Origin of the sequence: Siminovitchia thermophila, from assembly GCF_016909185.1 — a bacterium.
In the GTDB taxonomy this organism is placed as follows: domain Bacteria; phylum Bacillota; class Bacilli; order Bacillales; family Bacillaceae_C; genus Siminovitchia; species Siminovitchia thermophila.
This window is the reverse complement of record NZ_JAFBFH010000001.1, coordinates 287,698-299,459: the sequence shown is the minus strand read 5'-3', so window position 1 is coordinate 299,459 and position 11,762 is coordinate 287,698. Positions and strand designations below refer to the sequence as shown.

Below are 11,762 nucleotides of genomic sequence, written 5' to 3'. Positions count from 1 at the left end.
CTTGATATAAACACCTTTTAGAGTGATATATGTATGTACCAAAATTGAAAGGTGGAATAAAAAATGATTGTAAAATTTAATGTGAAGGGAAAAGAACGGAAAAAGTTAGTGGAAGCAATCAGCGAACATTTGAATATTCCTTTTGAGTATAAAGGAACACCAAGCTTTGCTTACGAGATTGGAGAGTATGTAGTTGATAGGGTTGGAACTTTGGAAGGCCCGACTAATGAAGAGTTAATCCATACATTAGAAAGTAAATATAACTTTGGAGCGGATCGGGATGAGTCAAAGGAAACGTTCATACTTTCCATTGAATATCCCCGAGACCCCTTCGATGAGCAAACAATAGAGAATTTAGAAAAACTGATTCAGAGTAAAACCACATTAATTAAACTGGCACTAGCTATTGAAACAACTAAAATTGCACTAGAAGACGACCGTATCATATTCCCTTGGTTTGAAAGAAAATTGACACCAGAGGAATTAGAAACATACACAAAGTTTATTGTCGCATTATGCGAAACAGCTCTAAAGCAAAAACGAGTGACGGCAGTTGAAAAACAAGTCGAAAACGAAAAATATGCATTTCGATGTTTCCTGTTAAAGCTAAATTTTATAGGCGATGAATATAAATCCGACAGAAAGCTCTTGATGTCAAAACTGTCAGGTGATTCTTCATTTAAAAGAACGAAAAAAATGGTGGAAGCTTCATGAACAATATAACGAAAGAATCGCTGACCAAGTTAAAAAAACAATATCAGCCTGGAACAAGAGTACGTTTGATTGAAATGGATGATCCATATTCAAATCTTATCCCAGGTGATGAAGGAACTGTTTCTTATGTCGATGATATAGGAACAATACACATAAAATGGGATAAAGGAAGTTCACTCGGAATTGTATTTGGAGTTGATAAGTGTCTAATCATCGAACAATAAAAATACATTCAAATAACTGTAGATAACACTTGATATATAAGGCTTTTAGAGTGATATATGTATGTAACAAAAACACACATACACTCTAAAAGGGGATGATGAAATGTTAAACGCAAAGTTTGGAATTGAAATTGAATTCACAGGAATCACAAGAGAAAAAGCAGCGAAGGTAGCAGCAAAGTTTCTTGAGGGGAAATACATCGAAGGTGGAACATACTACGATGTAAAGAAAGTGAAAGTTCCAGACGGACGGATATGGGAATTTGTTTATGATGGAAGTATTCGGACGCAAGTTAGTCGAAACGGTAGAAGGGTTAATGCAAACAGAGATTATAGCGTTGAGATTGTAAGCCCAATTCTAACCTACCGAAAAGACATTGACACTTTACAGGAGCTTGTTCGAAGGATACGGAAAGCGGGAGCCTTTACCAATTCATCTTGTGGAATTCACATTCACTTAGATGGGAGCCCACATACACCAAGGAGCATACGAAACTTTGTAAACATCATCGCAAGTAGGAACGATTTGTTTTACAAGGCACTAGAAATCAAGAATGAGAGAATGCGTTATTGCAAACGGATGGATGACATTTTAGTAGAAAAGATGAATCGGAAAAAGCCAAAGACAATGCGGGAAATTGAAGACATTTGGTATGAAGGATACAGCGAAAGCAGAAGTAGACACTATCATAATAGCCGATACCATTTCTTAAATCTACATAGCTTTTTTAGAAGAAACCGAACGGTTGAGTTACGAGGCTTTAACAGTGTCCTTCACGCAGGGAAAATAAGAAGCTTCATAGTTTTATCCCTAGCAATCAACAATCAAGCATTAACACAGAAAAGCGCTTCATCGAAAAAACCGCAAGTTGAAAATGAAAAATTTGCCATGCGAACATACCTCAATCGAATCGGATTGATTGGAGAAGAGTTCGCAAACTGTAGGGCACACTTAACCAAGCCTTTGTCAGGCTCAGCAGCGTGGAGGTTCCGGGTTGGATAAGCTACCCGGAATCATTCAAAAATAAATTGTGAAAGGATTGACATGATGGGTAAATTATATATTGCTTACGGATCAAATTTAAATCTAGAACAAATGGCAAATAGATGTCCGACTGCAAAAGTAGTAGGACCAAGTGAAATAAAGGGGCACAAACTCGTTTTTAGGGGGCCACACGCGCATGCAGTTGCAACGGTTGAACCATGCAAGGGAGAAAGCGTTCCGGTCCTTGTGTGGCAGATTACCTCTAGTGACGAAAAGGCACTTGATCGTTATGAAGGATGGCCACATCTGTATAGAAAAGAAATGATGAAAGTTAAAGTAGATAAAAAGACAGTAAATGCGATGGTCTATATTATGAATGAAGGCAGACCACTTGAGCAGCCGAGTTGTTACTATTACTCAACCATTTTAGAAGGTTATCAAAGCGCAGGATTTGATGTCGAATATTTACGTAGAGCAGTTGAGAATTCATATAAAAAAGACGGTGTTACTTTAGAAAACGAATCTAATGGAGGGAAATTAGTGTAGTCCGAATAATATGATAATATATAAGCAAAGTTGAACACACTAGGTGAATGGAAAATACCAAAAAAGGACTGCCTAGATGGCAATCCTTTTTATTAAATGCTAAGGAATTTGTCACTTAGTTATTAAACAATTTATAGCTATTAAATACTGATAAAAATTGTTCGAAGTTAATGTTCCTTAAATCCTTTATTTTTGCATAACTTAAGGCTTTATTAAACTGGTTTTTAGTAAATAGTTCTCTGTATTCTTGGTTAACCCATTTCATAACAAAATTATTATATATTTTTTTATCTTTGTGTGATATTTTTGATGGGTGTCTTTTTAACATAATTAAAGAACTATTAATTTTAGGTTTTGGATGAAAGTATTCTTTAGGGATTTTACTTAATATGGATATATCTACTTCAGTCATTAAAAGTAACGCTAGAGAACGATTTGTATTGAGTAGCCTTTTAGCAAATCCTTCCTCGACTATTAAGTAACTAACTGTTGCATTACTTTCAAAGACAATTTTTCGTACTATATCCGTACTTATATAATAAGGTATATTACCATAGATTTTATATGTTCTGTTGTTTGGGAACTTGAACTGTAATATATCCTTATTTATAATTCGAAAATTATCGTAATTTGTAACTTTATTTTGTGTTTGAATACATAAATTTGAATCTATCTCGATAGCTGTTACATAATTACATTTTTGAACCAGTTCTAGTGTGAAATGGCCTTTTCCTGAACCAATTTCAAAAACATTATCATCGCTATTTAATTCTAAATTACTCATAATTTTATTTATATGTCGTTTCGAGGTAATAAAGTTTTGACTAAATTTTATCTCTTTTTTGTTCATTATAACCCACTCCAATGTGGTTATAATGAATTTTCTATATTAACAATTCATTATAACCAATTATTTTTCATTTGGTTGATAATGAACTGTATTTATTACAAAAATGCTAAAAATACCCAAGTGCTAATTCTCCTTCCGTTTTAAGTGTTAAAACTTAGACGAAAATGGAGAAGTCAATTACAAATAATGAACAATTACCCATTTAAATTCCTCCTTGTTAAACCTAAAGTTATTTTAACACATAAATTGTGAATTAAACAGTGAATATTGTTCTGCAAAAGGGTACAGATTGTGGAACAATTAAATAGATGTCTTAAGCTCAGATAGCAATCTGGGCTTTTTTGTCGTGCAAAACTTTATAAATTCATTTAGTTTTTTTATTTGCTAAGGGGGTGGTTATAATTAGAAAGCTAGAAATTTATAAACCAACAATCTTTAAAGCTGAACAATCTTACTACGATAAGGATGCTGCTGATATGGCAGTAAACTTTATAAGTTATTTAAAACATACAAAAGGTGAATGGTTTGGAAAAAACTTTGACTTGATAGATTGGCAGGAGCAGATTATTCGAGATGTATTTGGGACGATGAAGCCTAATGGCTATCGACAGTTTAATACTGCCTATATTGAGATAGCTAAGAAACAAGGAAAGTCAGAACTTGCCGCTGCGGTTGCCTTACTTTTAACATGTGGTGACTTTGAACATGGTGGAGAAGTATATGGATGTGCTGCGGATAGGCAACAAGCATCGATTGTATTTGACGTTGCAGTTGATATGGTGGAACAATCACCCGCACTTAAGGCACGATTTAAACCCGTCCTTTCACAAAAACGATTGATTTATAAACCATTGGGTAGTTTCTATCAAGTGTTATCTGCGGAAGCTTATACAAAACATGGATTGAACGTCCATGGGGTAGTTTTTGATGAGTTACATGCACAACCGAACCGAAGGCTATACGATGTTATGACTCATGGTTCAGGGGACGCAAGGAAACAACCATTGTATTTCTTAATCACAACTGCAGGAAATGACCAGCATTCAATATGTTACGAAGTACATCAGAAAGCAAAAGATGTACTTGAGGGAAGAAAAATAGATCCTACTTTTTATCCTGTTATCTATGGTGCAGAGGAAGATGATGATTGGACAGACCCTGAAGTTTGGAAGAAGGCAAATCCATCACTAGGAATTACAGTAGATATAGAGAAAGTCGAACAAGCATGTGAAAGTGCGAAACAGAATCCTGCTGAGGAGAACTTATTTAGGCAGTTACGATTGAACCAATGGGTAAAACAATCTGTCAGATGGATGCCAATGGAAAAGTGGGACAGATGTGGTTTGCCAGTTGACCCTAAAAGGTTAATTGGTAGAGAGTGCTATGCGGGTTTAGACTTATCATCGACAACAGATATCACAGCATTTGTTTTAATCTTTCCACCAGAATATGAAGATGATAAATATGTTGTTTTGCCTTACTTTTGGATACCTGAAGAAAACATTAGACAGCGTGTGGATAGGGACAGAGTACCTTACGATGTGTGGGAGCAACAAGGTCACATGCAAACAACAGAAGGAAACGTTGTTCACTATGCTTATATTGAAAAGTTCATCGAAGAATTAGGAAAGAAATACAATATAAAGGAAATTGCCTTTGACCGTTGGGGAGCTGTTCAGATGACGCAAAACCTCGAAGGATTAGGCTTTACTGTAGTTCCTTTTGGACAAGGTTTTAAAGATATGAGCCCATCATCAAAAGAGTTGATGAAATTAACATTAGAAGAAAAACTTGCTCACGGCGGACATCCAGTTTTACGTTGGATGATGGATAACATTCATGTTCGAACGGATCCAGCTGGAAACATTAAACCTGACAAGGAAAAATCAACGGAAAAGATTGATGGTGCGGTGGCAACAATTATGGCACTCGACCGAGCGATAAGAAGAAGCGGAACAAGTGATTCCGTTTATGATGATAGAGGATTGATTGTGTTCTAACGTTGAGGAGGTGATGTTCATATGCGGTGGTTTACAAATTTATTTAAAGCAAGAGATAAACCACAAAACTATTCATTTGGGAGCAATTATAGTTTCATCTTTGGAAATTCTAGTAGTGGAAAATCCGTTAATGAATTTACAGCAATGCAAATGACTGCAGTATATTCGTGTGTACGCATATTAGCTGAAGCGGTAGCTGGTTTACCACTGCACTTATATAAGTACACAGATACAGGTGGGAAGGAAAAAGCAATATCCCATACCTTATATTTTTTACTTCATGACGAACCAAATCCTGAGATGAGTTCATTTGTGTTTAGAGAAACATTAATGACTCATCTTTTATTATGGGGAAATGCGTATGCTCAGATCATTCGCAATGGAAAAGGGGAGGTTATTGCACTTTACCCACTTATGCCAAATAAAATGTCAGTCGAAAGAGATGCGAGAGGTAATCTGTATTATTTATACACAAAAACATTTGAGGAAATGAATGGGTCAGAGAAGACAACTATTGCATTAAAAGCTGAAGATGTACTTCATATACCCGGACTTGGTTTTGATGGTTTAGTTGGATATTCACCAATTGCGATGGCTAAAAATGCAGTGGGTCTAGCAATGGCAACTGAGGAATATGGTGCAAAGTTTTTTGCTAATGGAGCGGCACCAGGTGGTGTCTTAGAACATCCGGGAACTATCAAGGACCCCCAAAGAGTAAAGGATAGTTGGAATAAAGCTTATCAAGGTTCAAGTAATGCCCATCGAGTTGCTGTATTAGAAGAAGGGATGAAGTATCAACAAATCGCAATTGCACCCGATCAAGCACAATTTCTTGAAACAAGAAAATTTCAGATTAACGAGATTGCTCGAATTTTCCGAGTGCCACCTCACATGGTAGGTGACTTGGAAAAGTCGAGCTTTTCTAATATAGAGCAACAATCGTTAGAATTCGTTAAATACACACTTGATCCATGGGTTATTCGGTGGGAACAAGCAATTAGTCGTTCACTATTTACTAAAAGTGAAAAGAAAGCGTACTTTGTGAAATTTAATGTGGATGGATTGCTTAGAGGTGATTATGCTTCACGAATGAGTGGCTATGCAACAGCAAGGCAAAATGGCTGGATGAGTGCTAATGACATTCGTGAACTTGAGAATTTAGACCGGATACCGGATGAACTTGGGGGAGATTTATATTTAATCAATGGGAATATGACGAAACTCCAAGACGCAGGTGTGTTTGCAAAGAAATATGAAAAGGAGGAAACCGAAGATGAAGAAGTTTTGGAACTGGACAAAGAATAATGAAACTGATAAACGAACCCTTCATTTATATGGGGCAATAGCAGAGGAGAGTTGGTTTGATGATGAAGTCACACCATCTGCCTTTAGGGAAGAACTCGTGCAAGGCAAAGGCGATATTGAAGTTTGGATTAATTCGCCAGGGGGTGATTGTATTGCAGCTGCGCAAATTTACAACATGTTGATGGAATATCCAGGTGATGTCACTGTCAAAATTGATGGGATTGCCGCATCGGCAGCATCTGTGATTGCGATGGCAGGCACTGAAATTCAAATGTCACCAACGTCCCTAATGATGATTCATAATCCATTTACTGTCGCAATTGGTGATAGTGAAGAAATGAAAAAGACGGTGCATATGCTTGACGAAGTAAAAGAAAGCATTATTAACGCATATGAAATTAAAACAAGTTTATCAAGAAATAAACTATCCGAATTAATGGATGCTGAAACGTGGCTTAATGCACTTAAAGCAATTGAACTCGGATTTGCGGATGCCATTATGTTCGCAAATGGTAAAGATGAAAACCAACCTGAGAACAGCTTTGTTTTTAGTAGACGAGCAGTAACAAATTCATTAATAAACAAGATACAAAAACCACAAAAAGGTCAATCGGTTGATCCGCTTTATGAGCGGCTTAATTTATTGAAATATTAGGAGGAAACCAATATGAATAAAATTTTAGAATTACGTGAGAAAAGAGCAAAAGCATGGGAGGCTGCTAAAACTTTTTTAGATACTAAACGTGGAAGTGATGGTTTGGTAGCGGCTGAAGATGCACAGATGTATGATCGTATGGAAGAGGATATTATGAATTTAGGCAAAGAAATTCAACGATTAGAACGGCAAGAGGCTTTAGATGCAGAATTAAATCGTCCAATAAATACACCTATCATTGGAAATCCATCTGTTCCAGGAATGGAAACAAAGAGTGGACGAGCTTCTGAAGGTTATACAAAGGCATTCTGGAATGCGATGAGAAGTAAAAATCCAACACAAGAAATTATGAACTCACTATCAGTGGGAACAGATTCAGAAGGAGGATTTTTAGTTCCCGATGAATTCGAGCGTACACTTGTACAGTCATTAGAAGAAGAGAACGTATTCCGAAAACTTGCTAAGATTGTAAAAACGTCCAGTGGCGATCGTAAAATTCCAGTTGTCACTACTAAAGGTTCAGCGGCATGGTTGGATGAAGGAGAAGAATTTGAAGAAAGCGATTCAGTGTTTGGACAGACTTCAATCAGTGCTTATAAGTTAGGTACAATGATTAAAGTTTCGGATGAATTATTGAACGATAGTGTATTTAATTTAGAGAATTACATTTCAACTGAATTTGCTCGAAGAATTGGAGCAAAAGAAGAAGAAGCGTTTCTTGTCGGTGATGGAGCAGGAAAGCCGACTGGAGTGTTTCATGATACTGGTGGTGCAGAATTAGGAGTTACTGCATCATCAGCAACAGCTATTACTGCAGATGAAATTATTGACTTAGTTTACTCTTTAAAAGCACCATATCGTAAAAATGCTGTATTCATTATGAATGATGCAACAATAAAAGCAATTCGAAAATTAAAAGATGGTCAAGGTCAGTACTTATGGCAACCATCACTAACTGCCGGTACACCAGATACGTTATTGAATCGTCCAGTATTCACTTCAGCTTATGCACCGACTATTGAAACGAAAGCTAAGTCTATTGCCTTTGGTGATTTCGGATATTATTGGATTGCAGACAGACAAGGTCGTTCATTCAAGCGTTTAAATGAACTTTTTGCAACAACAGGACAAGTTGGTTTCCTAGCAAGTCAACGTGTCGATGGAAAGTTAATCTTGCCAGAAGCAATCAAAGTCTTACAACAAAAATAATAAAGGGGTAGAGTGCGATGGGGTATAGCGCTAAAAACTATACAGAACAAGGCGGAGAAAAAACGGTGATTGGCGGGGAACTTGTTATTGAAGAAGGAGCAAAGGTCACTGGCCTTCCTTCTTCTTCAAATGAAAAAATGGCAAATCAATCTGATAGTACAGCAGAAACAATAGAAGACTTAGTTGCGGATTTTAATGCATTACTATCGAAATTAAAAACATCTGGTTATATGTCAGAAGAATAAAGGTGGCGAAAGTGATGACATTACTAGAAAAAGTAAAGGCTAATTTAATACTCCAACATGATAAAGATGATGCTTTAATAGAAATGTACATCACTGCCGCCATTTCTTATGCAGAGAGTTATCAACATATTAAAGAAGGCACATATTTAGATGAGAATATGCCCGCGACAACGGAACAAGCGGTTATCATGTTGGCATCACACTTTTACGAAAGTCGAGATGGCAGTACAGGTGGATTTTTCGCAGATAGCGCACTTGCTGGAGAGCAAGTTTGGAAAACAGTCAACCTTTTATTAAGGCTAGATAGAGATTGGAAGGTATAGCGTATGAGTTTTGGTAAAATGCGTACATTTATCGATATCGTAACACGTGAAATTGTAAAAGATGAAGAGTCTTTCAGTGAAGAAACCGATAGAATCCTAGCATCTGTGACAGCATACAAAGAAGAACGCTTTGGTAGTAAGACTTGGGCAAATAGGGCAGCCTTTTCTGAAGCGAATGCGTTATTTCGTTTTAGAAACATTCCCGATTTAACCATTAAACCGAAAATGTTTATTGTATGTGATGATGGGCGATATGAAGTAGTAAGCGTTGATAATGTGAAAAACAGAAATATGTATATCGAGGTTTTAACAAAAAAGGTGGTGGCATCAGATGGCTAAAGTTAATATTAAAATGCCAGAAGAATTCTTGATGAAGATTTCAAGATTGGGAAGTAAAACAGATGAAATCGTTCCGAGGGTTCTTGAAGCAGGAGGAGCAATTGTATTAGATAAAATGAAGTCTAATTTAAGCTCGGTTATTGGGAAGGACACAAAACTTCCGAGTAGATCAACTGGTGAGTTGGTATCTGCATTAGGAGTATCACCTGCCTTAGTTGACCGAAGAGGAAATCATAATGTTAAAGTAGGGTTTAATGAACCACGTAAAGATGGGGTTAGCAACGCTAAATTAGCTAATATAATCGAATACGGAAAATCGGGTCAACCTGCAAAGCCATTTTTAAAACCAGCAAGAAGAACATCAAGGCAACCTTGTATGGATGCGATGATTAAAAAATTGGAAGAAGAAGTGGAAAGCATATGAATGTATTAGCCGAAGTAACTCAAATTGCGGAACAATGTGGTATTCCAGTTGAAACAGGTATCTTTTCAGATACTGCTCCTGATTTATACATTGTAATCACACCAATCGTTGATATGTTTGAATTACATGCAGATAATATTCCAAAGTATGATGTACAAGAAGTTAGGGTTTCGTTGTTTTCAAAAAAGAATTATACATCAATTAAAAATATTATAGTCCGTACTCTATTGGGTGCGGACTTTGTTATTACGGATAGGCGATATATTGGTCACGAAGATGATACTGGATATCATCATTTAGCTATTGATGTAGCAAAATATTATGAATTTGAAATGGAGGAATAATTTATGGCGACTATTGGTCTTGATCGGCTTTATTATGCAACAATAACAGAAGGAGAAAACGGTGATGAAACCTATGAAACTCCTACTCCTTTAGCAAAGGCGATTAGTGCTGAATTATCTGTTGAATTAGCTGAGGCAACTTTATATGCAGATGATGGTGCGGCTGAAGTGATTAAAGAATTTCAAAGCGGAACACTATCGCTTGGTATTGATGATATCGGTGTGGCAGCAGCTAGTGATTTAACTGGAGCAACAATTGATGACAACCATGTATTGATTTCTACAAGTGAAGATGGCGGGGACCCAGTTGCAATTGGATTTAGAGCGAAAAAGGCAAATGGAAAATACCGATACTTTTGGCTATACCGAGTAAAGTTTGGTATCCCAGCAACAAACCTCGCAACAAAAGGAGATAGTATTACTTTCTCTACACCAACAATTGAGGGTACGGTTTTACGAAGAAACAAACTTGATGGTCAAGGAAAGCATCCATGGAAAGCTGAAGTAAGTGAAGGTGACGATGGTGTGAATCAGGAAATAATTACTGGTTGGTATAGCGAAGTGTATGAACCAGTATTTGCTGCGGGGACTGAAGGATAAAAGGAGCGATCAATTATGACGAATGAAAGAAGTGCTAAGATTACGATTGGTGGTTTGGACTATGAATTAATCTTAACAACAAAAGCGACAAAGGAAATTGCAAAAAGGTATGGTGGCCTTGAAGATTTAGGTGAGAAGTTAATGAAAGCTGAAAATTTTGAAATGGCTTTAGACGAGATTGTCTGGTTAATTACCCTGCTTGCCAATCAAAGTATCTATATCCATAATCGATTAAATGAAGAAAAGAAAGAGTTGTTAACGGAAGATGATGTGGAACTGTTAACATCACCTGTTGAAATGGCAACTTTTAAAGATGCAATTATGGAAGCAATGTTTAAAGGGACAAAACGATATATTGAGTCGGAGGAAACCGATACAAAAAACGAAGTGGTCGAGTAAACGATGAAGAAATGTTTGCTCGACTTATTTATTATGGAGTCACTCAGCTAAAAAGGACTGAAGAAGAAGTGTGGTTAATGCCTATTGGCCATTTACTTGATCAATGGGAAATCCACAAACAATTCACAGGTCTTACAAAACCTAAAAATGAACTATCCATTGATGACATCATTCCTTATGGAATTTAGAATATTTATTGACTGTGATATACTTTTTACTATAAGAGTGGATAGTTGAAGTATTCATCAAACAATTATATTAGATGTTATTTTGAAGGGAGTTCTTGTATGGATAAATTAAAGCAAATATCTGACTGGATAATATCACAAGGTGCAGAAATAGCACGAGATGTTTTAGAAGAGAAATTAAAAGAAGCATATGATCAAGGACGATTAGACATGTATAACGAACAAGTTGACGATACATTGGATAACATACTTTTTAATACTAAGCGGAACATTAATATCGAGAAGAAAAAGCTCCAAGAAAAGAATTTCTATAATAAACCTTCAGAAGAAGATGTAATCAAAATGCGAGCTTACGAATATTTGAATGAGAACCTTGGAGAAATAATAAAAAACTATAAAGAGAATTAAATAT

18 protein-coding genes are annotated in these 11,762 nt (G+C 36.3%); 16 read left to right on the top strand and 2 right to left on the bottom strand.

Features of this window, described 5'->3' with window-relative positions:
* Positions 1-63 precede the first annotated feature (63 nt).
* From JOC94_RS01350 to JOC94_RS01335, 4 genes are all read left to right on the top strand, one after another.
* A complete protein-coding gene (locus JOC94_RS01350; protein WP_205178027.1) occupies positions 64-714 on the top strand; it encodes a virulence protein in 651 nt (216 codons plus the stop codon).
* Positions 711-938, top strand: coding sequence for a DUF4314 domain-containing protein (locus JOC94_RS01345; RefSeq protein WP_078756217.1), 228 nt, complete (start codon positions 711-713; stop codon positions 936-938). The genes JOC94_RS01350 and JOC94_RS01345 overlap by 4 nt, the downstream gene beginning before the upstream one ends.
* 103 nt (positions 939-1,041) lie before the next feature.
* On the top strand, positions 1,042-1,941 hold the full coding sequence (locus tag JOC94_RS01340) for an amidoligase family protein (RefSeq protein ID WP_205178025.1): 900 nt from the start codon (positions 1,042-1,044) through the stop codon (positions 1,939-1,941).
* Between the two features lie 42 nt (positions 1,942-1,983).
* Positions 1,984-2,469: a gamma-glutamylcyclotransferase family protein gene (locus JOC94_RS01335; RefSeq protein WP_078756219.1), complete on the top strand. Its 486-nt coding sequence runs from the start codon at positions 1,984-1,986 to the stop codon at positions 2,467-2,469.
* A 115-nt stretch (positions 2,470-2,584) separates the two neighbouring features.
* On the opposite strand, the gene erm is transcribed toward JOC94_RS01335, so the two are convergent.
* Together erm and ermCL are read right to left on the bottom strand one after the other, a co-directional pair.
* Positions 2,585-3,319, bottom strand: a complete 735-nt coding sequence (gene erm / locus JOC94_RS01330) for a 23S ribosomal RNA methyltransferase Erm (RefSeq protein ID WP_070458552.1) — start codon at positions 3,317-3,319, stop codon at positions 2,585-2,587.
* Between the two features lie 60 nt (positions 3,320-3,379).
* Positions 3,380-3,439, bottom strand: coding sequence for a 23S rRNA methylase leader peptide ErmCL (gene ermCL, locus JOC94_RS01325; protein WP_123317386.1), 60 nt, complete (start codon positions 3,437-3,439; stop codon positions 3,380-3,382).
* Between the two features lie 281 nt (positions 3,440-3,720).
* Here ermCL and JOC94_RS01320 point away from each other — a divergent pair, with 281 nt between their 5' ends.
* The 12 genes from JOC94_RS01320 (at position 3,721) to JOC94_RS01265 (ending at position 11,758) form a co-directional block, all read left to right on the top strand.
* Positions 3,721-5,319 carry a terminase large subunit gene (locus JOC94_RS01320; RefSeq protein WP_205178098.1) on the top strand — a complete coding sequence of 533 codons (1,599 nt, stop codon included), beginning with the start codon at positions 3,721-3,723 and terminating at the stop codon, positions 5,317-5,319.
* Between the two features lie 21 nt (positions 5,320-5,340).
* Positions 5,341-6,624, top strand: a complete 1,284-nt coding sequence (locus JOC94_RS01315) for a phage portal protein (protein ID WP_205178023.1) — start codon at positions 5,341-5,343, stop codon at positions 6,622-6,624.
* Positions 6,593-7,279, top strand: coding sequence for a head maturation protease, ClpP-related (locus JOC94_RS01310; RefSeq protein ID WP_205178021.1), 687 nt, complete (start codon positions 6,593-6,595; stop codon positions 7,277-7,279). The genes JOC94_RS01315 and JOC94_RS01310 overlap by 32 nt, the downstream gene beginning before the upstream one ends.
* A gap of 12 nt (positions 7,280-7,291) precedes the next feature.
* Positions 7,292-8,488, top strand: a complete 1,197-nt coding sequence (locus JOC94_RS01305; RefSeq protein ID WP_205178020.1) for a phage major capsid protein — start codon at positions 7,292-7,294, stop codon at positions 8,486-8,488.
* 17 nt (positions 8,489-8,505) lie between these two features.
* Positions 8,506-8,733 (top strand): Head fiber protein, encoded by a 228-nt coding sequence (locus JOC94_RS01300; protein WP_205178018.1) that lies wholly within the window; start codon positions 8,506-8,508, stop codon positions 8,731-8,733.
* Between the two features lie 14 nt (positions 8,734-8,747).
* A complete protein-coding gene (locus tag JOC94_RS01295; protein WP_061114369.1) occupies positions 8,748-9,056 on the top strand; it encodes a head-tail connector protein in 309 nt (102 codons plus the stop codon).
* A gap of 3 nt (positions 9,057-9,059) precedes the next feature.
* The gene (locus JOC94_RS01290) at positions 9,060-9,395 is read left to right on the top strand and encodes a head-tail adaptor protein (protein WP_061114368.1); all 336 of its coding nucleotides are present in this window, start codon (positions 9,060-9,062) and stop codon (positions 9,393-9,395) included.
* The gene (locus JOC94_RS01285; protein WP_205178016.1) at positions 9,388-9,819 is read left to right on the top strand and encodes an HK97-gp10 family putative phage morphogenesis protein; all 432 of its coding nucleotides are present in this window, start codon (positions 9,388-9,390) and stop codon (positions 9,817-9,819) included. Before JOC94_RS01290 ends, JOC94_RS01285 begins: the two co-directional genes overlap by 8 nt.
* Positions 9,816-10,163 (top strand): hypothetical protein, encoded by a 348-nt coding sequence (locus JOC94_RS01280; RefSeq protein WP_205178014.1) that lies wholly within the window; start codon positions 9,816-9,818, stop codon positions 10,161-10,163. Before JOC94_RS01285 ends, JOC94_RS01280 begins: the two co-directional genes overlap by 4 nt.
* Positions 10,164-10,166: 3 nt before the next feature.
* Positions 10,167-10,763 carry a major tail protein gene (locus tag JOC94_RS01275; protein WP_205178012.1) on the top strand — a complete coding sequence of 199 codons (597 nt, stop codon included), beginning with the start codon at positions 10,167-10,169 and terminating at the stop codon, positions 10,761-10,763.
* Positions 10,764-10,778: 15 nt separating this feature from the next.
* Entirely contained in the window at positions 10,779-11,162 is a 384-nt protein-coding gene (locus JOC94_RS01270) for a hypothetical protein (protein WP_205178010.1), read from the top strand.
* A 287-nt stretch (positions 11,163-11,449) separates the two neighbouring features.
* The gene (locus JOC94_RS01265) at positions 11,450-11,758 is read left to right on the top strand and encodes a hypothetical protein (protein ID WP_205178008.1); all 309 of its coding nucleotides are present in this window, start codon (positions 11,450-11,452) and stop codon (positions 11,756-11,758) included.
* Positions 11,759-11,762 lie beyond the last annotated feature (4 nt).

Bases quoted from the DNA above. Each gene is read 5' to 3' on its own strand.
- JOC94_RS01350 (WP_205178027.1), top strand. From the start codon at position 64: ATGATTGTAAAATTTAATGTGAAGGGAAAAGAACGGAAAAAGTTAGTG.
- JOC94_RS01345 (WP_078756217.1), top strand. From the start codon at position 711: ATGAACAATATAACGAAAGAATCGCTGACCAAGTTAAAAAAACAATAT.
- JOC94_RS01340 (WP_205178025.1), top strand. From the start codon at position 1,042: ATGTTAAACGCAAAGTTTGGAATTGAAATTGAATTCACAGGAATCACA.
- JOC94_RS01335 (WP_078756219.1), top strand. From the start codon at position 1,984: ATGATGGGTAAATTATATATTGCTTACGGATCAAATTTAAATCTAGAA.
- erm (WP_070458552.1), bottom strand. From the start codon at position 3,319: ATGAACAAAAAAGAGATAAAATTTAGTCAAAACTTTATTACCTCGAAA.
- JOC94_RS01315 (WP_205178023.1), top strand. From the start codon at position 5,341: ATGCGGTGGTTTACAAATTTATTTAAAGCAAGAGATAAACCACAAAAC.
- JOC94_RS01310 (WP_205178021.1), top strand. From the start codon at position 6,593: ATGAAGAAGTTTTGGAACTGGACAAAGAATAATGAAACTGATAAACGA.
- JOC94_RS01305 (WP_205178020.1), top strand. From the start codon at position 7,292: ATGAATAAAATTTTAGAATTACGTGAGAAAAGAGCAAAAGCATGGGAG.
- JOC94_RS01300 (WP_205178018.1), top strand. From the start codon at position 8,506: ATGGGGTATAGCGCTAAAAACTATACAGAACAAGGCGGAGAAAAAACG.
- JOC94_RS01295 (WP_061114369.1), top strand. From the start codon at position 8,748: ATGACATTACTAGAAAAAGTAAAGGCTAATTTAATACTCCAACATGAT.
- JOC94_RS01290 (WP_061114368.1), top strand. From the start codon at position 9,060: ATGAGTTTTGGTAAAATGCGTACATTTATCGATATCGTAACACGTGAA.
- JOC94_RS01285 (WP_205178016.1), top strand. From the start codon at position 9,388: ATGGCTAAAGTTAATATTAAAATGCCAGAAGAATTCTTGATGAAGATT.
- JOC94_RS01280 (WP_205178014.1), top strand. From the start codon at position 9,816: ATGAATGTATTAGCCGAAGTAACTCAAATTGCGGAACAATGTGGTATT.
- JOC94_RS01275 (WP_205178012.1), top strand. From the start codon at position 10,167: ATGGCGACTATTGGTCTTGATCGGCTTTATTATGCAACAATAACAGAA.
- JOC94_RS01270 (WP_205178010.1), top strand. From the start codon at position 10,779: ATGACGAATGAAAGAAGTGCTAAGATTACGATTGGTGGTTTGGACTAT.
- JOC94_RS01265 (WP_205178008.1), top strand. From the start codon at position 11,450: ATGGATAAATTAAAGCAAATATCTGACTGGATAATATCACAAGGTGCA.